Below are 25,231 nucleotides of genomic sequence, written 5' to 3' on the forward strand. Positions count from 1 at the left end.
AGCGGCCCGAGAGCAAGGCGCGGGTGTCAGGCAACCGGAATGCACTTGAGGTGCATGAGGATTGCCTGATCGGGACCCGCAACGCCGCTATCGGGTCGCGCAGTAGCCACGAAAAATCAATAGCGGTAGGTATTGGCTTTGTACGGGCCGGCCTTCGACACCCCGATGTAAGCAGCCTGCTCATCGCTCAACTCGGTCAGCACAGCACCGACCTTCTTGAGGTGCAGGCGAGCGACCTTTTCGTCGAGGTGCTTGGGCAGCACATAGACCTTGCCGACTTCGTAAGCGTCCTTCTTGGTGAAGAGCTCGATCTGGGCGATGGTCTGGTTGGCGAAGCTGGACGACATCACAAAGCTCGGGTGGCCGGTGCCGCAGCCGAGGTTCACGAGGCGGCCCTTGGCCAGCAGGATGATGCGCTTGCCGTCCGGGAAGATCACGTGGTCGACTTGCGGCTTGATCTCTTCCCAGGTGCATTTCTCGAGCGAGGCGACGTCGATTTCGTTGTCGAAGTGGCCGATGTTGCAGACAATGGCCTGGTCTTTCATCGCGGCCATGTGGGCGTAGGTGATGACGTTCTTGTTGCCGGTAGCGGACACAAAGATGTCGGCCTTGTCGGCGGCGTATTCCATGGTCACGACCTTGTAGCCTTCCATCGCGGCCTGCAGGGCGTTGATCGGGTCGATCTCGGTCACCCACACCTGGGCGCTCAGTGCGCGCAGGGCCTGGGCCGAGCCCTTGCCCACGTCGCCGTAGCCGGCCACCACGGCAACCTTGCCGGCCACCATCACGTCGGTGGCGCGCTTGATCGCGTCGACCAGGGATTCGCGGCAGCCGTAGAGGTTGTCGAACTTGGACTTGGTGACGGAATCGTTGACGTTGATGGCGCGCAGGGCCAGCGTGCCCTTGGCCGACATTTCATTGAGGCGCAGCACGCCGGTGGTGGTTTCCTCGGTCACGCCGATGATGTTCTTCAGGCGGCGGCTGTACCAGGTCGGGTCTTGCGCGAGCTTGGCCTTGATCGAGTTGAACAGGCAGGTTTCTTCTTCGCTGGTGGGCTTGGAGATCAGGCTGGCGTCTTTCTCGGCCTTGGTGCCCAGGTGCATCAGCAGCGTTGCGTCGCCGCCGTCGTCCAGGATCATGTTGGGGCCTTCTTCAGGCGTGCCCTTGGCGCCGTTGAATTCGAAGATGCGGTGTGTGTAGTCCCAGTAGTCGGCCAGGGTTTCGCCCTTGATGGCGAACACCGGCGTGCCGGCGGCGGCGATCGCGGCGGCGGCGTGGTCCTGCGTGGAAAAGATGTTGCACGAAGCCCAGCGCACGTCGGCGCCCAGGGCCTGCAGGGTCTCGATCAGCACGCCGGTCTGGATGGTCATGTGCAGCGAGCCGGTGATGCGCGCGCCCTTCAGCGGCTGCGCCTTCGCGAACTCTTCGCGGATGGCCATCAGGCCGGGCATCTCGGTCTGGGCGATGTTCAGTTCCTTACGGCCCCAGGCGGCAAGCGAAATGTCGGCAATGATGTGGTCGGTGGAAGGCTTCAAGACGGCGCTCATACGGTTCTCCAAAAATCAAACGTAACTGGGCAAAATCGCCACGGGCATGCGGCATTCAAGGAAGGGGGAATTCAGTCATTCACCCGGCTTGAGAGACAGCGCATGCGGGTGAGCGTGGTTGCAATGAAGTCCTGAGCCTGGTCCACGTGGTGTGGCTTGCAACGCTCCTCAGGAAGCCATGATTATACCGAACTCCCCCGTTCAGGCTCACTTCGTGTAGCCTGCTCCCCCCTCAAGGGGGCGGCGCCTGGGGCCGGCAAAGCCGAAAAATTGGCACACCCCTATCGGGCTCACTTCGTGTAGCCCTTTTCCCCTTGCAGGGGACGGCGCCTGCGGCCCGGCAAAGCCGGTTCCGCGGCACCCACTGATGACTTGCATCCCCGTGAGAAAATTTCATCATGCAAGAACTCTCCCGCTGGCCTATGGCGCAACGCCAAGCCATCACCGGCCTCTTCACCGATATTGACGACACTTTGACCACCGAGGGGGAAATCACCCCCGATGCGCTGCAGGCTTTGGGTGCCTTGAAGGCCGCAGGACTCAGGGTGGTGGCCATCACCGGCCGGCCCGTGGGCTGGAGTGAGCCTTTCGCGGCGCGTTGGCCCGTCGATGCCATTGTGGCCGAGAACGGCGCCGTGGCGCTGCTGCCGGATGCCACAAGCGCCGCGCCGCGGCCGCTGTCCAAGATCTACCAGCAAGATGCGGCGACGCGCAGCAACAACTTCGCCCGCATGCAGGCCGTGCTGGCGCGCATAGAGCGCGAGCTGCCCGGCGTGGCCCGCGCCACCGACTCACCGGGCCGCGAGACCGACATCGCCATAGACCACAGCGAGTTCACCCGGCTCACGGATGCGCAGATTGCCGCGGTGGTCGCGCTGATGAAAAGCGAGGGCATGCACGCCACCGTGAGCAGCATCCACATCAACGGCTGGTACGGTGAGCACAACAAGCTTGAGGGCGCGCGCTGGATAGTGCGCGAACGCTGGCAGCGCGACCTGGACGCCGAGATGGACCAATGGGCCTACATCGGCGATTCAACCAACGACCAGCTGATGTTCAAGACTTTTGCCAACAGCGTGGGCGTGGCGAATATTGCGCGCTTTGTGCCGCAGCTCGCACACCTGCCGCGTTATGTGACGCGTGGCGAGCGCGGCGCGGGCTTTACCGAAGTAGCCCGCGCCCTTCTGGGTTAGGGTTAAGCCGCGCGGCGCAGCGAAGTCCACCGCAGCCAGGCGCCCAGCGCGGCCACCGCCAGCACCAGCGTGGCATAACCCTCCACCGTGGCCGGCAGGCCCAGCGGTGCGATCAGCCGGCCGGCCAGCATGGCCGGCACGCTGAACGCCAGGTAGCTCGTGGCATACAGCGCGGCGAACAGTTCGGCGCGCTGATGCGGTTGCGCCAGCGGGGCCAGCGTCTGCACCTGGGCCGAAAAGGCCGAGCCGCCGCCGAAACCGGCCAGCGCTGTTCCCGCAAAAAACAAGGCCACGGAATGGACGGCCAGCGACACGGCCACCAGGCCCGCGCCCACGGCTAGCAGGCTCATGCCGACGGCGCTCATGCGCACAGGTGAGAGGCTCCTGAGCAAGGTCGGCGAGGCGGCCCCCAGGCCGAAGAAGATGGAGATTGCCAGCCCATTCACGATGCCGTCGTGGATGCCGAAGATTTGCTGCAGCATGGAGGGCACCAGCGAAAGGTACAGGCCCGCCAGCGACCAGACCGCCAGCATGGTCGGCACACCGCGCACAAACTCGCCGCGCGCCTGCACCGGCACCGAAATGCGCGGCACCAGTGAGGCCAGCGCACCGGGCCGCGGCGTCACACTTTCAGGCAGGAACAGGGTGGCCAGCGCACCCGCCACGCAAATGGCGGCCAGCACGCCAAACACCAGCGGCACCGGGTGCAACGCAAACTTGACCGCAACGCCCGTCAGCAGCGCGCCCACGGCCAGGCCCGCCAGCGGCGAAACGCTGCCTATCATTGCGCCCAGGCGTTTTTGCGCGGCCGGGGCCGCTTCCACCACCGCCGCCGTCAGCGCGCCGCTGACCATGCCGGTCGCGATGCCCTGGACAATGCGCGCGGCGATGATGCCGTTGATGCCCTCGGCCAGCAGAAAAGTCAGCATCGCACCGGCCTGCAGCAGCAAGGCGGTAAACACCACGGGCCGCCGGCCGATGTGGTCAGAGAGCGAACCCGCTACCAGCAGCGAGGCCAGCAGCGCAATCGCATAAATCGCAAACGCCACCGTCAGCAGTGCCGGCGAAAAGCCCCATTGCTGCTGGAACACCACAAACAGGGGCGAGGGCGCGCTGCCCGCCACAAAAAATGCGAACAACAGGACGGCCAGCAGCGGGAAGGCGGCCGCGGGCGGCAATTGCCAGCGGGATGCCTTGGTCACGGAAGAAGCTTGCAAAGAGGGGGCGGCGGGTGTGCTCATGGGAAACGCTCGACTTTCTTAAAGCGAATTTATTTGCGTTTGCGAATTCTATACTGGTTTGAAAATTAACGCAAAGATCATTGCTTTTAGGCTAAAATCGGCCCTGATGAGCATTCCACAAACACCCCAGAACAAGCGCCCAGGCGGCCGCAGCGCCCAGGTGCAGGCCGTGGTGCGCAAGGCGCTCGAAGAACTGATTGCCCAGGAAGGCCGCGACAAGGTGACCGTGCCGGCCGTGGCCGAGCGCGCCGGCGTCAGCGCCTCCAGCATTTACCGGCGCTGGGGCGACGTGAACGGCCTGCTCGGCGAAACCGCGACCCAGCGGCTGGACCCGAACCGCCCCCTGCCCGAGACCGGCGACCTGAAGGCTGAACTTGCGGCCTGGGCCCGGGAGTTGATCACCCACCTCAACAAGCCCGGATGCACCTCCATGCTGAAGGCGGCGGCCGCGCTGGCCGGCCCGGAAGACACCAACTGCCTGAAAAACCGCCGCGCCGAAGCCACGCTGCTGGTGAGCCGGGCCCAGGCGCGCGGCGACGCCACACCCACGGTGCAGCAGGTGCTGGACCACATGATGGCCCCCATTGTTTACCGGTTGATTTTTGGCTCGGGCGTGGAAGCAGCTCTTGCCGACCAGTTGGCCGACGAGCTGTTCGTACTGGCCGGCATCGAGCCCGCTAGTTTGGTTTAGCCAAGCCGAGCTTGTCGATCAAGACTTTTTCGCGGACTACCGTGTCCTGCGCAAACTTCGTGTAGTCGGCCGAACTCAGGTAGTTGGGCAGCATGTCATAGCGGCCCAGCGCCGCCACGTAGCTGGGCTCTTCCATGGCCTTCTTGAAGGCATCGTGCAGGCGCTTGACCACCTCGGGCGGCGTGCCCTTGGGCGCGCCTATGCCGAAGGGCGAGTTCTGCACGATGTCATAGCCCAGCTCTTTGAGCGTGGGCGCGTTCGGGAATTTGTCGAGGCGCTTCTCGCCCCAGGTATTGAGCACACGCAGCTTGCCGGCCTCCACCTGCGGCGCAAAGCCGGTGCTGTCGGCGCCGGCCATCAACTGGCCGCTGACGAGTGCCAGCATCAAATCGGCGCTGCCTTTGTAAGGCACGTGCTGCAGTTCAATGCCGGCTTTCTGCGCAACGAGTTCCGTCGTCAGGTGCGGGCTGGTCAGCGTGCCGGTGGAGCCGTAGGTCAGCTTGCCCGGGTTGGCCTTGGCATAGGCGACAAAGTCGGCCCAGGTCTTGAACGGGCTGTCGGCCGGCACCACGATGCCGAAGGCATAGCCGGTCACATTGATCACATAGCTGATGTCCTTGACCGGGTCCCAGTTGATCCTGGTCGTGTAGCCCAGGCGGAACACACCCAGCGGAATCTGCGCCAGCGTGTAGCCGTCGGCCGCCGCGCTTTGCATCTGCTGCGCCGGCAAGGTGCCGCCCGCGCCGGGCTTGTTCTCCACAATCACCGGCTGGCCCAGGATCTTGCCGGCGTTGTCGGCCAGTGAGCGCATGGTGATGTCCGTCGGCCCACCGGCCGGAAACGCGATCACCAGCTTGATCGGCTTGGCCGGAAAGGTCTGCGCCTGGGCCGGCATGGCGCCCGCGGCGATCAGGGCCAGGGCGGCGGCGGTGTGCAGAAAGGGGCGGCGTTGCATGGGGTGTCTCCTGGTCGGTTGGCGGGCAGCCCACATCATGCGTGCCGCCCGCCATCGCCGCATCAGGGCAACACCTGAAGGGCTGTCACCTTGGTTGCAGGACCCACAGCAAGCCAACAGGGGCCGCGGAACTGGCTTAGCCAGGCCGCAGGCGCCGCCCCCTCGAGGGGGGAACAGCTACACGCAGTGAGCCTGGACGGGGGGTGTTCAAGCTCGCGCCAGAACGCCTTCCAAGGCCTTCCCGGTATGCGTCCCCAGCTTGACCACCGCCTCGGGCGGCGCGGAGGCCACCACACGCCCGCCGGCGTTGCCGCCGTCCGGGCCCAGGTCAATCACCCAGTCGGCTTCGGCGATCACGTCCAGGTCGTGTTCAATGACCACCACGCTGTGGCCGGCGTTGACCAGGCGGTGCAGCACATGGATCAGCTTTTCGACGTCGGCCATGTGCAGGCCCACCGTGGGTTCGTCCAACACATAAAGCGTGTGCGGCGCCTTCTGGCCGCGGCGCGTGATGTCGTCGCGCACCTTGCTCAGCTCGGTCACCAGCTTGATGCGCTGCGCCTCGCCGCCCGACAGCGTGGGCGAAGGCTGGCCCAGCGTGAGGTAGCCCAGGCCCACGTCTTTCAAGAGCTGCAGCGGGTGGCTGATGTTGGGCATGGACGCGAAGAAGTCCACCGCCTCGTCCACTTCCATTTTCAGCACGTCGCCGATGTTCTTGCCGCGCCAGGTCACGGCCTGGGTCTCGGGATTGAAGCGCGCGCCATGGCAGGTTTCGCAGAGCACCTTCACGTCGGGCAGAAAGCTCATGCCTATGGTGCGCACGCCCGCGCCTTCGCAGGTCGGGCAGCGGCCTTCGCCGGTGTTGAAGGAAAAGCGCCCGGCGCCGTAACCGCGCGCGCGCGCTTCCAGCGTGTCGGCAAATAGCTTGCGAATCGTGTCCCAGAAGCCTATGTAGGTGGCCGGGCAGGAGCGCGGCGTCTTGCCGATAGGCGTCTGGTCGACTTCCAGCACGCGGTCCACCGCCGCATAACCTTCGATGCGCTCGCAGCCGGTCCAGTCCGGCGTCTTGCCCTTGTCGTCGGCGTCGCGGCCGGACTTGGTGGAACGCTGCGTCACGCCCGCATGCACATTGGTCAGCAGCACGTCGCGCGCCAGCGTCGACTTGCCGGAGCCCGACACGCCCGTCACCGCCACCAGGCGGTACAGCGGCACGGTGACCGACACGTCCTTGAGGTTGTGCAGGTCGGCATTGACCACCGTGAGCCAGGACGTGAAAGGCCCGGCGGCCACCGGCGCCGCGTTGTGCAGCGCACTGGCGCTGGCCGCGGCGGCTTTGAGCGCCGCGGCCTTGAGCAGGGCCGCCTTCTGTTTGCTCACGGGCTTGGCGTCGGCAACCACGGTGGTCTCCTTCACCGCGGCCGCCGGCGCCGCGCCCTTGCGCGTTTCGCGCCGCGCATGCAGCGGATGTATCAGCGGGTTGGCCAGGTAGCGGCCGGTCAGCGACTCGGGCACGGCCGACAGCTGCGCCGCCGTGCCCTGCGCCACCAGCGTGCCGCCGCGCTTGCCCGCGCCCGGGCCTATGTCGATGATGTTGTCGGCGCGGCGTATGGTGTCCTCGTCATGCTCGACCACCACCAGGGTATTGCCGCGGTCGCTGAGCTTGCCCAGGGCGCCCAGCAAAATCTGGTTGTCGCGCGGGTGCAGGCCAATCGTCGGTTCGTCCAGTACATAACAAACGCCCTGCAGGTTGGAGCCCAGCTGCGCCGCCAGGCGTATGCGCTGCGCCTCGCCGCCCGAGAGCGTGGGCGCGCCGCGGTCCAGCGTGAGGTAGCCCAGGCCCACATCCTCGAGAAATTCGAGCCGGCTTTTGATTTCAGGAATCAGGTCGCGCGCAATGCCGGCCTCGCGGCCCAGCAGTGTGAGCTTCTCAACCCAGCGCCGCACGTCGGTCACCGACAGCGCCGCGATGTCGGCAATGCCGACGCCGGCGAACTTCACCGCGCGGGCCGTGGCATTCAGGCGCGTGCCTTCGCAGGTCGGGCAGGCGGTGCCGGCCACGTCTTCCACCTCGGGCTCGGCAAAACTCTGCTCGCGGCCCTTGTTGTCGTCGTCCATCACCGAGTCGTCAAACACCTTGCGCTGCTCTTTGGTGAGCTTGACGCCGGTGCCCACGCAGTCGGGGCACCAGCCGTGCTTGCTGTTGTAGCTGAAGAGCCGCGGGTCGAGTTCAGCGTAAGACGTCGCGCAGACCGGGCAGGCGCGCTTGGTCGAAAACGCGATCAGCTTGCCGATGTTCTTGGCGCTGGCGCCGGCCATCATCGCGCCGCGCAGGCCGTCCAGCGGCGCCAGCACATGGACCACACCCTTGCCGTGTTCCAGCGCGGTCGCCAGCGCGGCGCGCAGGGCGGCCTCGTTCTCGGGCGACACATGGATGTCGGCCACCGGCAGCTCCACCGTGTGCTCCTTGAAGCGGTCTATGCGCGGGAAACCCGTGGTCGGCAAAAACTCGCCGTCTATGCGCAAATGTGTGTAGCCGCGCGGCCGCGCCCAGTCGGCCAGTTCGGTGTAGACGCCCTTGCGCGCGATCACCAGCGGCGCCAAGAGGCCTATGTGCTGGCCGCGGTAGGTCTTGAGCAGCTGGGCCGCGATGCTTTCAGGGCTTTGCGGCATCACGGCCGCGCCTTCCTTGATGCAATGCTGTATGCCCAGCTTCACATACAGCAGGCGCAGGAAGTGCCAGACCTCGGTGGTGGTGCCCACGGTGGACTTGCGCCCGCCGCGCGACAGGCGTTGCTCGATGGCCACGGTGGGCGGTATGCCGTAGACCGCGTCCACCTCGGGCCGGCCCGCCGGCTGCACGATGCTGCGCGCATAGGCGTTGAGCGACTCCAGGTAGCGCCGCTGCCCCTCGTTGAACAGGATGTCAAAGGCCAGCGTGGACTTGCCCGAACCCGAGACACCGGTCACCACATTGAACTTGCCGCGCGGAATGTCGACAGACAAACTCTTGAGGTTGTTCTCCTTGGCGTTGACGATCTGGATCAGGTTCGAGAACGCCGGCCGCGTGGCCCACACCTTGGGCCGCGACTCTTCCACGCCGTGCACCTTGCCCATGGCCTGCTCGTACTCGCGCAGCGCCAGCGCCGTGTGGGATGTCGGGTGCTTGCGCACCTCCTCGGGCGTGCCCTGGGCCACCAGCAGGCCGCCGCCCTCGCCGCCTTCGGGGCCCAGGTCTATCAGCCAGTCGGCCGAGCGGATCACGTCGAGGTTGTGCTCGATCACGATCAGCGAATGGCCGGCCTCCAGCAGCTTGCGCAGCGCGCGCATCAGCTTGGCGATGTCGTCGAAATGCAGGCCGGTGGTCGGCTCGTCGAACAAAAACAGCGTGCCGCGGCCGGGCTGCCTGAGCGCCAGCGCCTGCTTGCTCGCGCTTACCGTCTTGCTGGCATTGGCCAAAAAGCCCGCCAGCTTCAGGCGCTGCGCCTCGCCGCCCGACAGCGTGGGCACGGGCTGGCCCAGCTTCACGTATTCCAGGCCTACGTCCACGATGGGCTGCAGCGAGCGCACCACCTCGCGGTCCTGCGCAAACAGGGCAATCGCCTCGCTGACCGTGAGGTCCAGCACGTCAGACACATTGAGCAGCCGCGGCTTGAGGTCGCCCACGGCCTTGCGTTCAATCGTCACCTCGAGGATCTCGGCGCGGTAGCGCTTGCCGTCGCAATCGGGGCAGCGCAGGTAGACGTCGCTCAGGAACTGCATCTCGACGTGCTCGAAACCCGAGCCGCCGCAGGTCGGGCAGCGCCCGTCGCCGTTGTTGAAGCTGAACTTGGTGGCGGTGTAGCTGCGCTGCTTGGCCAGCGGCGCCAGCGCGAACAGGTCACGCACCGCGTCCCAGGCGCCCACATAGCTGGCCGGGTTGGAGCGCGCCGTCTTGCCTATGGGCGACTGGTCGACAAACACCACGTCGGTCAGGTGGTCGGCACCCAGCAGGCGGTCGTGCAGGCCCGGCGTCTCGGTCGCCTTGCCGAACTGGCGCAGCAGCGCCGGCGCCAGGATGTCCTGCATCAGCGTGGACTTGCCGGAGCCGCTCACGCCGGTCACGCAGACCAGGCGCTGCAGCGGGAAATCCACCGTCAGGTTTTTCAGGTTGTGGTCGCGCGCGCCTTCGAGGATGAGGCGCGGCGTGTTCTCGGTCACCGCGCGCTTGAAGCCCATGCCCACCTGCTTGCGCGAGCCCAGGTAGGCGCCGGTCAGCGTGTCGGCATGTTTGAGGTCCTCGGGCGTGCCGTCGAACACGATCTGGCCGCCCTTCTCTCCCGGGCCCGGGCCCATGTCTATCATGCGGTCGGCCGCCAGCATGACGGCCGGGTCGTGCTCCACCACCACCAGGGTGTTGCCGGCATCGCGCAGCCTGTGCATGGCCTGGGTGATGCGGTTCATGTCGCGCGGGTGCAGGCCTATGGAGGGCTCGTCCAGCACAAACAGCGTGTTGACCAGCGAGGTGCCCAGCGCCGTCGTGAGGTTGATGCGCTGCACCTCGCCGCCCGAAAGCGTGCGGCTTTGCCGGTCCAGCGTGAGGTAGCCAATGCCCACGTCGCACAGGTATTTGACGCGCGTCTGGATTTCCTCGAACAGCGACTTGAGCGCCTGTATCTCCGCGTCGTCGCCCATCACGTTGAGCGAGAGGCCGCTGAAAAACTCGCGCAGCCTGTCTATGGGCAGGCGCATCAGGTCGTGCAGCGCCAGGCCCGGCAGGGCTTCGAGCTGCTCGCGGCTCCACTGCACACCCACCGGCATGAAGCGCTGCACCGGCGGCAGCACCGCGTCGGCGGCCTCCTTGGAGCCCAGGCGCCACAGCAGCGACTCGAGCTTGAGGCGCGCGCCGCCGCAGGTTTCGCAGGGCGTGTAGCTGCGGTACTTGGACAGCAGCACGCGGATGTGCATCTTGTAGGCCTTGCTTTCGAGGTACTCGAAGAAACGCTTGATGCCGTACCACTGCTTGTTCCAGTTGCCGTCCTTGTAGCCCGGCATGCCGTTGATGACCCAGCCCTGCTGCGCCGGCGTGAGCTTGTACCAGGGCGTGTCGCGCGGAATGCCGGCCGCTTCCGCGTGGCGCATCAAATCGTCCTGGGCTTCCTTCCAGGCCGGCGTCTGTATGGTCTTGATCGCGCCGGCGCGCAGGGTCAGCTTGTCGTTGGGAATGACCAGGCCGTAGTCCACGCCGATCACGCGGCCAAAACCGCGGCAGGTCTCGCAGGCACCCATGGCCGAGTTAAAGGAGAACAGCGAGGGCGTGGGGTTGGTGTAGCGCAGGTCGCTGTCGGGGCAGTGCAAGCCCGTCGAAAAGCGCCACATCTGGTCCGGCTGGCCATCCTCGGCGTGTTGCACATAGACATTGAGCCTGCCGCCGCGCTTGAGAGCGGTCTCGATGGCATCCATCACACGGGACTTTTCCACCGCATGGGTGCGAAAGCGGTCGGCCACCACGTCCAGCAGCTTGTGCGGGCCGGCCGGTGTGGCCACGTCGCGCTGCGCATGCACGCGCGTGAAGCCGCTGACCGACAGCCACTGCTCGACCTGCTCGGCGCTGGTGTTGCCCGGCAGCTCGACCGGGAAGGTCAGCACCACACGCGGATCGCCTTCTTGGGTGCGCGCCATCAGTTCGGCGTAAATCGATTCGGGCGTGTCGTGGCGCACGTTCTGCGCGGTCTGTTTGTCGAAGAGTTGCGCGGCGCGCGCATAAAGCAGCTTCAGGTGGTCGTTGAGCTCCGTCATGGTGCCCACGGTGGAGCGCGAGCTGCGCACCGGGTTGGTCTGGTCGATGGCGATGGCTGGCGGCACGCCTTCGACCTTGTCGACGGCCGGCTTGTCCATGCGGTCCAGGAACTGGCGCGCATAGGCCGAGAAAGTTTCCACATAACGGCGCTGGCCTTCGGCGAACAGGGTGTCGAACACCAGCGAGGATTTTCCCGAGCCGCTGGGGCCGGTGACCACCGTCATTTCACCGGTGCGTATGTCAAGGTCGAGGTTTTTGAGGTTGTGCTGGCGCGCGCCGCGGATGCGGATGGTTCCCTGGGACATGAGTGCGGTCTTTCCTGAAGAGGTCAAACATTCTAGGCAAAGCCTCTGGCCGTGCGGAGTATGCGGATTAATGCCCCTTTTGTGCACTTTTGCCGCCGCCAATTAGGGCGCATTCTGGTTTTCCTGCTGACTGTTTTTGCGCTTTCGTGTTTAACTTTGCCGACCTGGGATCGATTTAAGGAGACATACCATGTCAACCACAAAACATTGGTGCGCGGCCCTTGTGCTGGCCGCCCTGGGCCAGCTGGGCCAGGCACAGATACTTGTCGGGCAGACCGCGGGCTTCACCGGCCCCGTGGGCGCCGGCGTCAAGGAAACCACCGAAGGCGCCAAGCTCTACATCGATGCCGTCAACGCCAAGGGCGGCGTGAACGGGCAGAAGATAGAGCTGGTGTCGGTCGACGACAAGTTCGATCCCAAGCTTGCGGCGGAAAACGCCCGCAAGCTGGTGGAAGAGCAAAACGTGGTGGCCCTGTTCCTCACGCGCGGCACGCCGCACACCGAGGCCATCATCCCCCTGCTCGACAAACACGGCGTGCCGCTGGTGGGCCCGTCCACCGGCGCCATGGTGCTGCACCAGCCTGTCAGGAAACATGTCTTCAATGTGCGCGCCACCTACCAGCGCGAAGCCGAAAAAGCCGTCACCCACCTCGCCTCCATGGGCATCACCCGGGTCGGCATCGTCTATGCCGACGACAGCTTCGGCGCCGACGGCGTCATGGGCGCGCAAAAAGGCCTGGCCACGGCCAAGCTGCAGCCGGCCATCCTTGAAAAATTCGACCGCAGCAAGCCCGACTTCGGGCCCATCGCGCCCAAGGTCTACCAGTCGAATGCGCAGGCCGTCATCATGGTCGCCTCGGGCCAGGCCGTGGTCGACGGCGTCAAGGCCTTCCGCGCGGCCGGCTCCACGGCGCAGCTCGTCACGCTGTCGAACAACGCCTCGGGCGGTTTTGTGAAAAGCCTGGGCGACAACGCCCGCGGCGTGATCGTGACCCAGGTCTTTCCGTATGAACGCTCCATCGCCTATCCCATGGTCAAGGAAGCCCAGGAGCTGGCCAAGGCCAAGGGCCAGGCCGACGTGAGCCCCGCCATGCTGGAAGGCTTTGCCGCGGCCAAGGTGCTGGTCGAAGGCCTGCGCCGCGCCGGCGCCAAGCCCACGCGCGAAAAACTGCAGGCGGCGCTGGAAGGCCTGCGCAAGTACGACATTGGCGGGCTGGAAGTGAGCTACAGCCCCGAAGACCACACCGGCCTGGACTTCGCCGACCTGTCCATCATTGGCACGGACGGCAAATTTAAAAGGTAGCCCCCTTAAAAGGTAGCCCCCCTGCCGACGCTCACTTCGTGTAGCGTCACCTCCCCCCAAGGGGACAGGCGCCTTGCGCCCGGCAGAGCCGGATCGCGGCCCCTGCTTGCGAAGTTGCAGACGCGCGGTGTCAGGCTGCCAGGTTGGCTCAGAAGTAGAGGGCGTTCTCGAGTTCCTTGAACTTCTCGGGGCCCACGGCTTCCTTGATCTTGGGTGCGAGTTCCTTGAGCTTGTCGATGTCGGTCGCGGCTTCCACCGCGAGGTTGAGCCGGAAACCGCGCAAGCCCAGGCCGGCCGTGAGCCGCGTGGCGATCGGGTAGGCCCTGGAATAGTGTTCCTGCGCGCTCAGCGTGGGTGAGCCGTCGGCGTTGTGCGCGGACACGGCGGGCGCCGGGGCGGCGGGTGGGGCCGGCGGCTGCACCGCGGCGGGCGCCAGCAGGCCCAGCGACAGCAGGTGGGAAATATCTTCAGCCGTGACGCCCAGGCCCGCGGTGGCCTTGACCACCTCTTCCATGCTGCGCTTGCCGTCAAACATGATGAACGCCGAGCGTTGCCTCGGTGTCATCGGGATGGAACGGTCTTGCAATGCGGATTGGCCCAATTCCGTCTTGGTGTAAATCATCAGCGGGTCTCCAGTAAGTACGCCAGGGGGAACGCAGACTGCTGTGCGTAATGCAGAGACATTTGTGACACTTTTTTGTTGCCCCTGATTCAATTTACCCCATTTTTAGCACCAATGCACCTTTTTGGGCACGGGTCGCGGCCATGTCCTGCAACTGAAAACGCCTCTTGCGGCAATACCTCACGCCACGGCACGAGTAGCGGCGGCGGCCGGCGCTGCCGGCGCGGGCAAGGCGCCATGCTTTTCACCGCTGAGGTCGATGTCGCCGCCCTTGTTCAAGAGGAACAGGGCCAGGCCTGCGATCACGATAAATCCGAGCACGAGTTTCCACATTTTTCTCTTCTCCAAAAAAACAAAAACAAAAAAAGGCCAAAAAAAAGCCCCCGGCACATGGATGACGAGGGCCTGCAAATATCACAAGGCTCTTGAGCCTCACCAACCGGCGCGGGCCGCTGGGCCCGCCCGGCGATCACACCAATCAGTCGTTGGCGTAAATATCCACGTCCTTGGTTTCCTTGATAAACAAGGTGCCCACCACCAGCGTCATGCCGGCGACGATGATGGGGTACCAGAGGCCGTTGTACATATTGCCGGTCTGCGCCACGATGGCGAAGGCGGTCGTCGGCAGCAGGCCGCCGAACCAGCCGTTGCCAATGTGGTACGGCAGGCTCATCGAGGTGTAGCGGATGCGGGTCGGGAACAGCTCGACCAGCATGGCGGCGATCGGGCCGTAGACCATGGTCACCAGGATCACCAGGTAGAACAGGATCAGGGTGACCATCACCTTGTCGACCTTGGCCGGGTCGGCCTTGCTGGGGTAGCCGGCGGCCTTCAGGTCGTCCGCGATGAGTTTCTTGAACTCGGCGTCCTTCTTCTTGGCGTCGTCGGCGCTCAGGCCCTTGGCGGTGTAGCTGGGGATGGCGTTTTCGCCGATCTTGATGCTGGCCACGGTGCCGGCGGGTGCGGCGACGTTGTCATAGCTCACCGATGCGCCTGCCAGCACCTGCTTGGCGATGTCGCAGGAGCTGGTGAACTTGACGGTGCCGGTCGGGTTGAACTGGAACGAGCACTCGTTCGGGTCGGCGGTCACGATCACCTTGTTCTTGGCTTGCGCGGCGGCGAGGTCGGGGTTAGCGGCCTTGGTCAGCGCGGTGAACACCGGGAAGTAGGTGACCACGGCCAGCAGGCAGCCGGCCATGATGATGGGCTTGCGGCCGATCTTGTCGGACAGCGTGCCGAAGATCACGAAGAAAGGCGTGCCCAGGATCAGCGAGTAGGCCACCAGGATGTTGGCCGTGGGGCCGTCCACCTTGAGCGCCTGCGTCAGGAAGAACAGCGCGTAGAACTGGCCCGAGTACCAGACCACGGCCTGGCCGGCGGTCAGGCCGATCAGCGCCAGGATCACGATCTTCAGGTTGCGCCACTGGCCGAAGGACTCGGACAGCGGGGCCTTGGAGGTCTTGCCCTCGGCCTTCATCTTCTGGAAGGCGGGGGATTCGTTCATCGACAAGCGGATGTAGACCGACACGGCCAGCAGCAGGATGGAGACGATGAACGGAACGCGCCAGCCCCAGTCGGCGAAAGCGGCTTCGCCCATGGCGGTGCGCACACCCAGGATCACCAGCAGGCTCAGGAACAGGCCCAGCGTGGCCGTGGTCTGGATCCAGGAGGTGTAAGCGCCGCGCTTGCCCTGGGGCGAGTGCTCGGCCACGTAGACGGCGGCGCCGCCGTACTCACCGCCCAGCGCCAGGCCTTGCAGCATGCGCAGCGCGATCAGGATCACCGGCGCGGCAACGCCGATGGACGCGTAGTTGGGCAGCAGGCCCACGATGAAGGTCGACAAGCCCATGATCACGATGGTGACCAGGAAGGTGTACTTGCGGCCGATCATGTCGCCCAGCCGGCCGAACACCAGCGCGCCGAAGGGGCGCACGATGAAGCCGGCGGCGAACGCGAGCAGCGCGAAGATGAAGGCCGAGCCCGCGTCCAGTCCGCTGAAGAACTGCTTGGCGATGATGGCGGCCAATGATCCGTAGAGGTAGAAGTCGTACCACTCGAATACCGTGCCGAGCGAAGAGGCGAAGATCACCTTCTTCTGCTCGGCGGTCATGGGTCTGTTGTCGACGGCTGTTGCCATGATGTGTGTCTCCAAATAGTGAAGGCCTCCGGTATGGAAGCTGCACTGATTATTTTTGGAGTCCCTGACCTAGCTCTGACGTGAAAATAACAGGAGCTTGCGTGAAACTTATGCGTGGCTGACAACTCAAGGGGAAACCCTTGAGAAACTTTTCAGCATACGAAGCCACTCCGGGAAAACGCCTAGAACCTTTTTACGCGCCGCGTAAAACTCGCTTACACGCCTGCACGCGTGCTTACGCGCTCAGGCCTTGCGCGAAATGCCCACGGCGACCTTGCTCACGCCGTTCCAGCCTTCGCCTTCAAACCAGCTGTTGCCCAGCAGGTATTCGCGCAGCATGGGCAGTGCATCGAAGCCCCAGAAAATTTTGCCGTCGACTTCCATCGCGGGCACACCGAACACATCGTGCGCAATCGCCTCGTCGGTATTCTTTTTGAGTTGCGCCTTGGCCTCGTCATCACCCAGCGTGCGCTGCGCTGCAAGCTGCGCCGCGAGCGCCGCAAGCCGCTGCGCATCCGCGGCCTCGGCACCGCCCTGCCAGACATGGCGAAACATGGTTTCGCAGACATAGCGGTTGGGGCTGGCCGGATCGTCGGGCGTGCCGCAGGCACTGGCCAGCCGCAGCAGCGGCAAGGGGTTGAAGGGATGGCTGGCCGGCATCTGCATGGCAATGCCCTTGCTGTGCGCATGCCACAGCACCTGCCGGTAGGTCCAGTCGCGCTTGGGCGCGATCTCCGCCGGGCCCAGCTGGCCGTGGTGCTTGAGCAGCGCCGCAAACAGCACCGGCCGGTAGCTGACGCTGTAGCTCAGGCCCTTGAGGGCTTCGGGCAGCTGCTCGAAAGCGAGGTAGGCATAGGGAGAGATGAAATCAAAATAAAAAGTGATGTGCTTCATGAAACCCTCTCCCTTGAATGTTCAGGCCTGTACCGCCGCCATGCGCTGGCCTATGGTGCGCCAGAGTTCGCGCTGCGCCTCGGGGCCGGAGCGCGCCCAGACCGAGATCTCGCCCAGGGTGCGAAAGCAGCCTTCGCACAGCCCGCTGTCGGCATTCACGCGGCACACCGAGATGCAGGGCGAAGGCACGTCATCGCCCGCGGCCTCCACCGTGCGGCCGCGCTCCATCACCCGGGCCACGGCCTGCTCGCGCGCGATGGCCTCCTCGCCCATATCCACGGCCACGTCGACCACCGGCGCGCCGGTCAGCAGCTCCAGCTCCTGCGGCATCAGCTTGAACACCGCATGCGGATGGCCGGCCGCGGCCCAGACCTCGTCAAAACGCATCAGGCTCAGGTCCACCAGCACCACGGCCTGGCTGATATGCCCCACGGGCGACACGCCCCCTATGGAAAAACCGGTCTTGCTTTTCACAAAATCCGCATCGGCGCGGCCCACGCGCTTGCCGTCGCTGCAGACCAGGGCCTCGACCTTGCGTTCATCGACCCGCCTGTCGCCCGAGGTCACGACCAGCACCGCGGCATCGTCCGACTTGCGGCGAAAGATGATGCTCTTGGCGATCTGCCCCAGGCGCACGCCCAGCGCATCGGCCGCCTGCTGCGCGGTACGCGCCGCATCGTCCAGCATCACGGGCATATGCGGATGGCCGCATTCGCGCAGCACCGCCGCCACTCGTTGAACCCCTTCGGGCAAGCTCTTCAGTTCAGCACCACACATATCAATTCGCTCGTTTGTTCAGAAGCGCCGTCGCGGCGCGGGAATTCGGTTTGCGGCCCAGGAAGTCGCTGATGAATTTTCCGGCATCGATCAGCTTGTCGAGGTCAATCCCGGTGCTGATGCCCATGCCGTGCAGCAAATAAACCACGTCCTCGGTCGCCACATTGCCGGTCGCGCCCTTGGCAAAAGGGCAGCCGCCCAGGCCGGCCGAGGAGGTGTCGAACTGCCAGACACCCATCTGCAGCGAAGCCAGGGTGTTGCCCAGGGCCTGGCCGTAGGTGTCGTGGAAATGGCCCGACACATCGTTGATGTCGAAATGCTTGAGCGTCGCGTCGAGTGCGCGCTGCACCTTGAGCGGCGTACCCACACCAATCGTGTCGGCCACACCCACATGCTGCACACCTATGCCCTTCATCAGGCCGGCCAGCATGTCCACACGCTCGGGGGCGATCTCGCCCTCGTAAGGGCAGCCCACGGTGCAGGACATGGCGCCGCGCACATAAATGCCTTTTTCACGCGCGGCCTCGACCACGGGGCGGAAGCGCTCAATGCTTTCGGCAATCGAGCAGTTGATGTTCTTCTGGCTGAAGGCCTCGCTGGCCGCGCCGAACACCACGATCTCGTCGGGCCACAGTTCGCGCGGCGGCGCAACCGCGGCTTCAAAGCCTTTCATATTGGGCGTCAGCACCGAGTAGCGCACACCGGGCTTGCGCTGGATGCCGGCCATCACCTCGGCGTTGTCGGCCATCTGCGGCACCCATTTGGGCGAAACGTAGCTGGTGACCTCGATCTCGGTCAGGCCCGCGTCCTGCAGCCGGTGCACCAGCTCTATCTTGACGGCGGCCGGCACCTGGGCTTTTTCATTCTGCAAACCGTCGCGCGGGCCTACGTCGACAAGCTTGACTTTGGAAGGTAGTTTCATGGGGCTCTTTCAGGAGACGGGGTGGTCACCCACCGGCAACCGGTTCTTAAGCAAGCAGGGGCCGCGGAACCGGCTTTGCCGGGCCGCAGGCGCAGCGGCCCCCTCGGGGGGCAGGGAGCTACGCGCAGCGAGCGACCGTGGGGGCTCCATTTCTAGTATCCCTTTTTCGGGTCAACCACGCCGGCAAGGGTGTTGATAGGCGCACCGCTCGCCAGGCTGCGTATTTTCCCGGCGATCTGGGCAATGCTTTCCTCGCGCAGCGTGCGGGCCGAGGTGTGCGGCGTGATGGTGATCTTGGGGTGTTTCCAGAAGGCATGCTCCGACGGCAGCGGCTCGGTGCGGAACACATCCAGCGTCGCGCCGGCCAGCTGGCCGCTGTCTATCAGCGCCAGCAGGTCCTCCTCCACCAGGTGGGCACCGCGCGCCACATTGATGACGTAGCCGCCCGGCCGCAGCCGCGACAGCGTGTCGCGGTTCATGATGCCCTGGGTGTCGGGCGTCAACGGCAGCAGACAGACCAGGAAACGGCTGGCCGCCAGGAAATCCTGGAAGCCCGCACTGCCGACCTCGCCTGAATAGCAGCGCACGCCCTCCACCACCTTGGGCGAACGGCTCCAGCCATTGACCGGAAAGTCAAACTGCGCGAGCGCCCGGCTCACACGCTCACCGAGCACCCCCAGGCCCATCACGCCTATGGGATAGTCGGTGCGCAAACGCGGCTTGCGGTATGACCACTTGCCCCCGGCAATGTCGGCCTCGTAGCCGTCCAGCTCGCGGAAGTGGCGTATCACCGCATGGCAGACAAACTCGGCCATCTGCGCCGACATGCCGGCATCGTCCAGCCGCACCACCGGCACGCCGGCCGGCAGCTTCAGCTTCATGAGCGCATCGACGCCCGCGCCTATATTGAAGATGCCCTTGAGCCGCGTCTGCTCATCAAAGAACTGCTGGGGCGGTGCCCAGACCACCGCGTAATCGGCCGGCTCCGCGCCGGCGGACCACAAGCTCACATCGGCATCCGGAAAAGCCGCCTTGAGGCCGTCTACCCAGGGCTGGGGTTTGGTGTCGGAACAGCAAAAACTGATGCGCATGAAAAAAATCCCGTTTGAAGCAAAACAAAACTCAAACGGCTATTTTCAACAATTCCGCACCCTCGTTGACCTGGTCGCCCGGCGCATAGAGCAATTCCTGCACCACACCGTCGGCCGGCGCGGCAATCGTGTGCTCCATTTTCATGGCCTCCATCACGGCCAGCGGCTGGCCTTTGCTGACCTTGTCGCCGGCTTTGACGGCAAAGGAGACCACCTTGCCCGGCATGGGCGCGGTCAGGCGCCCGCCCTCGGCCTGGGCCTCGCCCGCATGGGCCAGCAGGTCTATGGAAAGGATTTGCGTTGCGCCTTTGGCGGTGAACACATGGTCCAGCTCGCCCTGCGCATAAACGGCCGCCGTCATGCGCTGGCCCGCGAACTGCACCTCTATGCCCTGCGCGGTTTCGGCAAACACCAGCGGCCCCGCCACTTCGTCCAGTGCGAGATGCAGCGAACCGTCATGCCCATAGGTCAAGGCCGCCTTGGCCGGCTCGCCATGGAACTCAAACTCAAAACGCCGCTGTACCACGCCGTGCGAACGCCAGCCGTCGCGGCGGCTGAAAGGGTCGTCGCCCGCCAGGGCCCGCTCGTCCAGCAGCTGTTTCGCCACCGCCGCGGCGGCCGCCATGGCCAGGCCCACGGGCTCCTGCTTGAAGAGCACGGCTTCCTCGCGCTGGATCAGCGCCGTGTCCAGGTTGGCCTTGGCAAAGGAAGGGCTGCGCACCACATAACGCAAAAACTGCACATTGGTGCTCAGGCCCACGATGCGGGTCTGCGCCAGCGCGTCGTCCAGCCGGGCCAGCGCCTCTTCACGCGTGGCGCCATGCACGATGAGCTTGGCCACCATGGAGTCGTAATAGGGCGAAATCGCATCGCCTTCGCGCACGCCGTCATCCACACGCACCGCGACACCGGTGTCGCTCATATTTGCGCGCTCAAACGCGGTGTGCACCGGCTTTTTATAGACATGCAGGCTGCCGGTGGCCGGCAGGAAGTTGTTGTCCGGTGTTTCGGCGCAGATGCGCGCCTCGATGGCATGGCCGGTGATGCGCAGTTGCTCTTGCGCCAGCGGCAGCTTTTCGCCCGAGGCCACACGCAATTGCCATTCGACCAGGTCCAGGCCGGTGATGGCTTCGGTCACCGGGTGTTCGACTTGCAAGCGCGTGTTCATCTCCATAAAGAAGAAGTTCATGCTGCCGTCTGTGCGCTGCTCCACGATAAATTCCACGGTGCCGGCGCCCACGTAGTTCACGGCGCGCGCGGCCGCGACCGCCGCCTCGCCCATCTGCTTGCGCATGGCTTCGGTCATGCCGGGGGCCGGCGCTTCTTCCAGCACTTTCTGGTGGCGGCGCTGCACCGAGCAGTCGCGCTCGAACAGGTAGACGTAATTACCGTGGGTGTCGCCAAACACCTGTATCTCGATATGGCGCGGACGCTGCGCGTATTTTTCGACCAGCACCGCGTCGTCGCCAAAGCTGTTGATGGCCTCGCGTTTGCACGATGCCAGCGCGGCTTCAAAGTCTTCGCTCTTGTCCACCGCGCGCATGCCCTTGCCGCCGCCGCCCGCGCTGGCCTTGATCAGCACCGGGTAGCCAATGCGGTCGGCCTCGCGTTTCAGCAATACCGGGTCCTGGTCGCTGCCGTGGTAACCGGGCACCAGCGGCACACCGGCTTTTTCCATCAGCTGTTTGGACTCGGCTTTCAGGCCCATGGCCTTGATGGCCGAGGCCGGCGGGCCTATAAAGACCAGGCCGGCGGTAGCGCAGGCCTGGGCAAACTCCTCGTTCTCGCTCAGAAAGCCATAGCCCGGGTGAATCGCCTCGGCGCCCGTGGCTTTCGCCGCTTCGATGATGCGCTCCCAGCGCAAATAACTGTCCTTGGGCGCGCTGCCGCCGATATGCACCGCCTCGTCGCAAAAGCCCACATGTTTGGCACCCGCATCGGCATCGGAATACACGGCGACGGACTGGATGGCCATGCGGCGCGCCGTGGCGGCAACGCGGCAAGCTATTTCACCGCGATTGGCAATCAGGATTTTTTTAAACATGGTCGTTCTTTGAGAAAGGAGATTTCAAGCTAAAAGCGGCGGTGGTTCCCGGATCAGGCCTGCCGCTGAAAATGCGCGCCACACGGATAAAGAGCTGGCGCAGGAATCGCCAGCACACCCGTATCAGCCAGACACTGAGCACCAGCACCAGGGCCAGCAGCACCACAAAAACCAGGGGATGGACAATCGCCAGCCACAGGCCCAGCGGCACCAGGCCGTCCTCGAGCAGCGAGGCGCCGATATTGCTGAAGGGCTCGGGCGAGGTATTGATGGCCGCACGCGTGGTGGCTTTGGCGGCAAAACTGGTGGCCGCCAGCGTGCCGCCCAGCAGGGCCGCCACCAGCGCGCCCAGGCCGTTGTCGCCGCCAAACACCGCGGCCGCCAGCGCCGCGCCGGCCGGGATGCGGATCACGCCATGCACCACATCCCACAAAGAATCCAGGCCCGGGATCTTGTCGGCAAAAAACTCGACAAACACCATAAAGCCGCTGATGCCCAGCACCACCGGGTGGGCCAGCAGCTGCAGGCCCGACGGCAACTGCACCCAGCCCATAAAACCGGCCAGGCCGGTCAGCAGCACCACCAGGTAAAGGCGCACGCCGCTGGCCCAGCCCAGCGCGCCGGCCAGGGCGATCAGTTGTGCGGTGTCCAGGGTGTTCATGATGGTTTGGCCGGCAACCAATCAGGCTTGCGCTTTTGCAGGAAGGACTGAACGCCTTCACGCCCCTCGGGGCTTACACGCACATCGGCAATCGCCTGCACCGTCATCTGCGTGAGTTCATGGGTGATGGCCTGGCCCGCCACGTCCTGCACCAGCTTTTTGCACAGCTTCACGGCCTCGGGGCCGGCATTGACCAGGGTTTTCACGAGCTCAGCCACCTTGGCGTCCAGCGCTTCGGCCGCCACAACCTCGTGCACAAAGCCTATGCGCAGCGCCTCGGCCGCATCAAAACGCTCGGCCGTCAAAAAGTAGCGATGCGCCGCGCGTGTACCCATGGCGCGAATCACATAAGGGCTGATGGTGGCCGGGATCAGGCCCAGCTTGACCTCGCTAAGGCAGTAGCCGGCCGTGTCAACGGACACCGCCATGTCGCAAGCCGCCACCAGGCCCATGCCCCCCGCATACACATCGCCTTGTATGCGGGCAATGACGGGTTTGGGGCATTCATAAACAGCCTGCAGCATGGTCGCGAGGCGGCCCGCGTCTTCCATGTTCTGTTTGTAGGTGTAGTCGGCCATGCTGCGCATCCAGTTCAGGTCCGCGCCCGCGCAAAAGGCTGGGCCCTGGGCCGCCAGCACCACACAGCGCACCTCGTCGCGCATGCCCAGCTCGACAAAGGCCTGGGTCATCTCGGCGATCACCTCCTCGTTAAAGGCATTGCGCACCTCGGGGCGGTTCAGGGTGACGGTGGCGACCAGCGCCTCGGTATGGATGCTCAGGTGGTTCATGGTGTGGTCCAGACAACGTCGTGATCGACGGCATAGAGCTTGCATTTTGCGGTGGTGGCGTGGCGGTTGCAGCTGTCCAGCGCGCGTTTGGCGGGATCGTCGCCGCCCTCGGCCCAGCCCCAGCCGCCGGCGGGGCCTATGGCAAAGGCGCGCGGCACATCCTTGCCCAGGAAGACCTTGTAGCCCGCCTTGCCGGCCGCCGACAGCGAGGGCACCTTGGGCTCCTCATCGATGGCCGCAAAATCGGTCTTGGGCGGCAGCTCGGTTTTGGCGCCCGAGGGCGCAAAGCGCGCATACGCCGGCAGGGGTTGGCTGGGCAGGCCAATCTTTTCCAGGAAACGCGTGACTTCAGGCTGCCAGATGCCCTGGCCTTTGCTGGAGCCGAACATGCTGTGCGAATCGCTGCCGAAGGTGCCGAAGGCGACCACACGCGCCTTCTCGCCGCCGCTGTTGTAGCGCGCCGCCATGTCCTGCCAGGTGGATGACGAAAAATAGCTGTCGTTGTCGCCATAAAACCATAAGGAAGGCACTTGGGTCTCGGCCGCGTAGCTGCCCGCGGCCCTGGCCAGGTTGGCCTGCCAGCCCGCGCAGCTTTCCTGCCGCAGGCCGCCCGCAAAGTTGACCAGGCCTTTGACGCCGGGGTAGTTGAGCGTGCCGAAGGCCAGCGTGGTCCAGCCGCCGTGCGACTGGCCCAGCACCAGGATGCGGTTTTTGTCGGCATCGGGCTGCGCCAGCGCGTAGTCGAGCACGGCCTTGACATCCTCGGCCTGGACACGGCCGTTGCTTTCCACATTGCAGCCGCCGCCTATATAACCGCCGCTGGATTTGGAAAAACCCTGGCGCATGGGCACCAGCACCATATAACCGCGCTGCAAAAAATAGCGCGCCGCAATGGACGGCCGGTAGCGCGACTGGAAGCGCGGGTCCCCCAGCGACTTGCCGTGGTTGATCACCACCACCGGGAAAGGCCCGGGGCCGTCGGGCTTGTACACCGTGGTTTCAAGCTCGGTGCTGCCTATGAGCGCTTTTTTGGAGACCATGAGCACGGACTCATTGAGCGCCGCATTAAGCTCGGGCTCCTGCGCGCGCACCTGGCCGGCCAGGGCGGTGCACAGCAAGACGCCCAGCAACCCTAAACGACGGATGTCAGTCATAACGTTTTGCCACTTCCTCAAGCATCACCTCGGTTGCACCGCCGCCTATGCCCAGCACACGCGCATCGCGCCACAGGCGTTCAATCGCGGTCTCGCGGATAAAGCCCATGCCGCCGTGGAATTGCTGGCAGGTCTGCAGCACTTCGTTGACCAGCTCACCCGTCAGCGCCTTGAGCATGGAGACTTCCTGCACAATGTCGCGCCCCTGGGTCACCGACCAGGCGCAGTGGTACATAAACTGCCGCGCCGCGCGCGTCTTGGCGTCCAGCATGGCGATGCGCTGGCGTATCGTCTGTTTGTCCCACAGCGTGGCGCCAAAGGCCTGGCGTTGGCGCACATGGTCCAGCGTCATCTTCAGCGCCTGGGTGCAATGGCCGACCGCCATGGCCGCGAGGGCGATACGTTCGGTCTGGAAGTTTTTCATGACCGAATAAAAACCCTTGCCCTCCTCGCCCAGCAGGTTGCCGGCCGGGATGCGCACATGGTCAAACACCAGCTCGGCCGTGTCGGACGAGAGCCAGCCGGTCTTCTTGAGCGCACGGCCCACGCTAAAACCCGGCGTGCCTTTTTCGACGATGAACATGGACACGTCGTGCCGCGCCGTACCGGTTTTGGCCGCGATGAAATACAGCTTGGCGTGTACACCATTGGTGATGAACATCTTGGTGCCGTTCAGCACCCATTCATCGCCGTCACGTTTTGCCGTCATGCGCATGCCCGCCACGTCCGAGCCCGCGCCGGGCTCGGTGATGCCGACCGCGGTAATCGTCTTGCCGGCAATCACATCGGGCATATAACGCGCCTTCTGCGCCGCATTGCCCGCGTGGAACAGATGCGGGCTGGCCATGTCGGTATGCACCAGCACCGTGATGATGAAGCCGCCAAAGGTCGACTGCGACAGCGCCTCGGCAAACACCAGGTTGGTCAAGGCATCGGCCTCGGCGCCGCCGTACTCGGCCTCATACATCAGGCCCAGCAGGCCGGCCTCGCCCATTTTGCGCAGCACCTCGCGCGGCACGCAGCCGGCTTCTTCCCAGGCCGCGGCAAAAGGCTCGACCTCGCGCGCGATAAAGCGCGCGACCTGCTCGCGCAGCAGTTCGTGCTCGGGGGTGATGTAGATGTTGTCCATG

Annotated in this window: 19 protein-coding genes, 1 pseudogene and 1 riboswitch; of the genes and pseudogenes, 3 read left to right on the top strand and 17 right to left on the bottom strand. The window is 64.8% G+C overall.

Features of this window, described 5'->3' with window-relative positions:
* Positions 1–116: 116 nt before the first annotated feature.
* Positions 117–1,547: an adenosylhomocysteinase gene (ahcY, locus tag ACEN9P_RS08125; RefSeq protein ID WP_495621650.1), complete on the bottom strand. Its 1,431-nt coding sequence runs from the start codon at positions 1,545–1,547 to the stop codon at positions 117–119.
* 103 nt (positions 1,548–1,650) lie between these two features.
* A riboswitch (S-adenosyl-L-homocysteine riboswitch) is annotated at positions 1,651–1,723 on the bottom strand.
* Between the two features lie 222 nt (positions 1,724–1,945).
* Here ahcY and ACEN9P_RS08130 point away from each other — a divergent pair.
* Positions 1,946–2,740: an HAD-IIB family hydrolase gene (locus ACEN9P_RS08130; RefSeq protein ID WP_495621651.1), complete on the top strand. Its 795-nt coding sequence runs from the start codon at positions 1,946–1,948 to the stop codon at positions 2,738–2,740.
* 2 nt (positions 2,741–2,742) lie between these two features.
* Here the strand turns inward: ACEN9P_RS08130 and ACEN9P_RS08135 are convergent, their stop codons facing one another.
* On the bottom strand, positions 2,743–3,981 hold the full coding sequence (locus ACEN9P_RS08135; protein WP_495621652.1) for an MFS transporter: 1,239 nt from the start codon (positions 3,979–3,981) through the stop codon (positions 2,743–2,745).
* A 106-nt stretch (positions 3,982–4,087) separates the two neighbouring features.
* Here ACEN9P_RS08135 and ACEN9P_RS08140 point away from each other — a divergent pair, with 106 nt between their 5' ends.
* Positions 4,088–4,672 carry a TetR/AcrR family transcriptional regulator gene (locus tag ACEN9P_RS08140; RefSeq protein ID WP_477662424.1) on the top strand — a complete coding sequence of 195 codons (585 nt, stop codon included), beginning with the start codon at positions 4,088–4,090 and terminating at the stop codon, positions 4,670–4,672.
* On the opposite strand, the gene ACEN9P_RS08145 is transcribed toward ACEN9P_RS08140, so the two are convergent.
* Both ACEN9P_RS08145 and uvrA read right to left on the bottom strand, forming a co-directional pair.
* Complete coding sequence (locus tag ACEN9P_RS08145) at positions 4,659–5,627, bottom strand: tripartite tricarboxylate transporter substrate binding protein (RefSeq protein ID WP_477662425.1); 969 nt, start codon at positions 5,625–5,627, stop codon at positions 4,659–4,661. The two genes, ACEN9P_RS08140 and ACEN9P_RS08145, sit on opposite strands and share 14 nt — an antisense overlap.
* A 207-nt stretch (positions 5,628–5,834) precedes the next feature.
* Positions 5,835–11,708, bottom strand: coding sequence for an excinuclease ABC subunit UvrA (gene uvrA / locus ACEN9P_RS08150; RefSeq protein WP_495621653.1), 5,874 nt, complete (start codon positions 11,706–11,708; stop codon positions 5,835–5,837).
* Between the two features lie 190 nt (positions 11,709–11,898).
* Here uvrA and ACEN9P_RS08155 point away from each other — a divergent pair, with 190 nt between their 5' ends.
* The gene (locus ACEN9P_RS08155; protein ID WP_495621654.1) at positions 11,899–13,011 is read left to right on the top strand and encodes an ABC transporter substrate-binding protein; all 1,113 of its coding nucleotides are present in this window, start codon (positions 11,899–11,901) and stop codon (positions 13,009–13,011) included.
* Positions 13,012–13,159: 148 nt separating this feature from the next.
* Here ACEN9P_RS08155 and ACEN9P_RS08160 read toward each other — a convergent pair whose 3' ends face one another.
* The 13 genes and pseudogenes from ACEN9P_RS08160 to ACEN9P_RS08220 all read right to left on the bottom strand — a co-directional run bounded on the left by ACEN9P_RS08160 (position 13,160) and on the right by ACEN9P_RS08220 (position 25,230).
* Positions 13,160–13,633 (bottom strand): hypothetical protein, encoded by a 474-nt coding sequence (locus tag ACEN9P_RS08160; RefSeq protein WP_074579792.1) that lies wholly within the window; start codon positions 13,631–13,633, stop codon positions 13,160–13,162.
* 180 nt (positions 13,634–13,813) lie between these two features.
* Positions 13,814–13,966 carry a hypothetical protein gene (locus ACEN9P_RS08165; RefSeq protein WP_477662428.1) on the bottom strand — a complete coding sequence of 51 codons (153 nt, stop codon included), beginning with the start codon at positions 13,964–13,966 and terminating at the stop codon, positions 13,814–13,816.
* Between the two features lie 145 nt (positions 13,967–14,111).
* Positions 14,112–15,770 (bottom strand): MFS transporter, encoded by a 1,659-nt coding sequence (locus tag ACEN9P_RS08170; RefSeq protein ID WP_495621655.1) that lies wholly within the window; start codon positions 15,768–15,770, stop codon positions 14,112–14,114.
* A gap of 243 nt (positions 15,771–16,013) precedes the next feature.
* Positions 16,014–16,664 carry a 2-hydroxychromene-2-carboxylate isomerase gene (locus ACEN9P_RS08175; RefSeq protein WP_495621656.1) on the bottom strand — a complete coding sequence of 217 codons (651 nt, stop codon included), beginning with the start codon at positions 16,662–16,664 and terminating at the stop codon, positions 16,014–16,016.
* Between the two features lie 21 nt (positions 16,665–16,685).
* The gene (locus tag ACEN9P_RS08180) at positions 16,686–16,937 is read right to left on the bottom strand and encodes a DUF1289 domain-containing protein (RefSeq protein ID WP_495622151.1); all 252 of its coding nucleotides are present in this window, start codon (positions 16,935–16,937) and stop codon (positions 16,686–16,688) included.
* A 9-nt stretch (positions 16,938–16,946) separates the two neighbouring features.
* Positions 16,947–17,441, bottom strand: a pseudogene (locus ACEN9P_RS08185) (YbaK/EbsC family protein); the annotation flags it as partial.
* Position 17,442: 1 nt separating this feature from the next.
* Entirely contained in the window at positions 17,443–18,363 is a 921-nt protein-coding gene (locus ACEN9P_RS08190) for a hydroxymethylglutaryl-CoA lyase (protein WP_495621657.1), read from the bottom strand.
* Between the two features lie 152 nt (positions 18,364–18,515).
* Positions 18,516–19,454 (bottom strand): 2-hydroxyacid dehydrogenase, encoded by a 939-nt coding sequence (locus tag ACEN9P_RS08195; protein ID WP_495621658.1) that lies wholly within the window; start codon positions 19,452–19,454, stop codon positions 18,516–18,518.
* A gap of 31 nt (positions 19,455–19,485) precedes the next feature.
* Positions 19,486–21,498 (bottom strand): acetyl/propionyl/methylcrotonyl-CoA carboxylase subunit alpha, encoded by a 2,013-nt coding sequence (locus ACEN9P_RS08200; RefSeq protein WP_495621659.1) that lies wholly within the window; start codon positions 21,496–21,498, stop codon positions 19,486–19,488.
* Positions 21,491–22,159, bottom strand: coding sequence for a DUF4126 domain-containing protein (locus ACEN9P_RS08205; RefSeq protein WP_495621660.1), 669 nt, complete (start codon positions 22,157–22,159; stop codon positions 21,491–21,493). The genes ACEN9P_RS08200 and ACEN9P_RS08205 overlap by 8 nt, the downstream gene beginning before the upstream one ends.
* On the bottom strand, positions 22,156–22,947 hold the full coding sequence (locus ACEN9P_RS08210; RefSeq protein ID WP_495621661.1) for an enoyl-CoA hydratase/isomerase family protein: 792 nt from the start codon (positions 22,945–22,947) through the stop codon (positions 22,156–22,158). The genes ACEN9P_RS08205 and ACEN9P_RS08210 overlap by 4 nt, the downstream gene beginning before the upstream one ends.
* Positions 22,944–24,101, bottom strand: a complete 1,158-nt coding sequence (locus ACEN9P_RS08215; protein ID WP_495621662.1) for a dienelactone hydrolase family protein — start codon at positions 24,099–24,101, stop codon at positions 22,944–22,946. Before ACEN9P_RS08215 ends, ACEN9P_RS08210 begins: the two co-directional genes overlap by 4 nt.
* A complete protein-coding gene (locus ACEN9P_RS08220) occupies positions 24,094–25,230 on the bottom strand; it encodes an acyl-CoA dehydrogenase family protein (protein WP_495621663.1) in 1,137 nt (378 codons plus the stop codon). Before ACEN9P_RS08220 ends, ACEN9P_RS08215 begins: the two co-directional genes overlap by 8 nt.
* Position 25,231: the final 1 nt, after the last annotated feature.

This window comes from Polaromonas sp. Polasp52, from assembly GCF_059491565.1.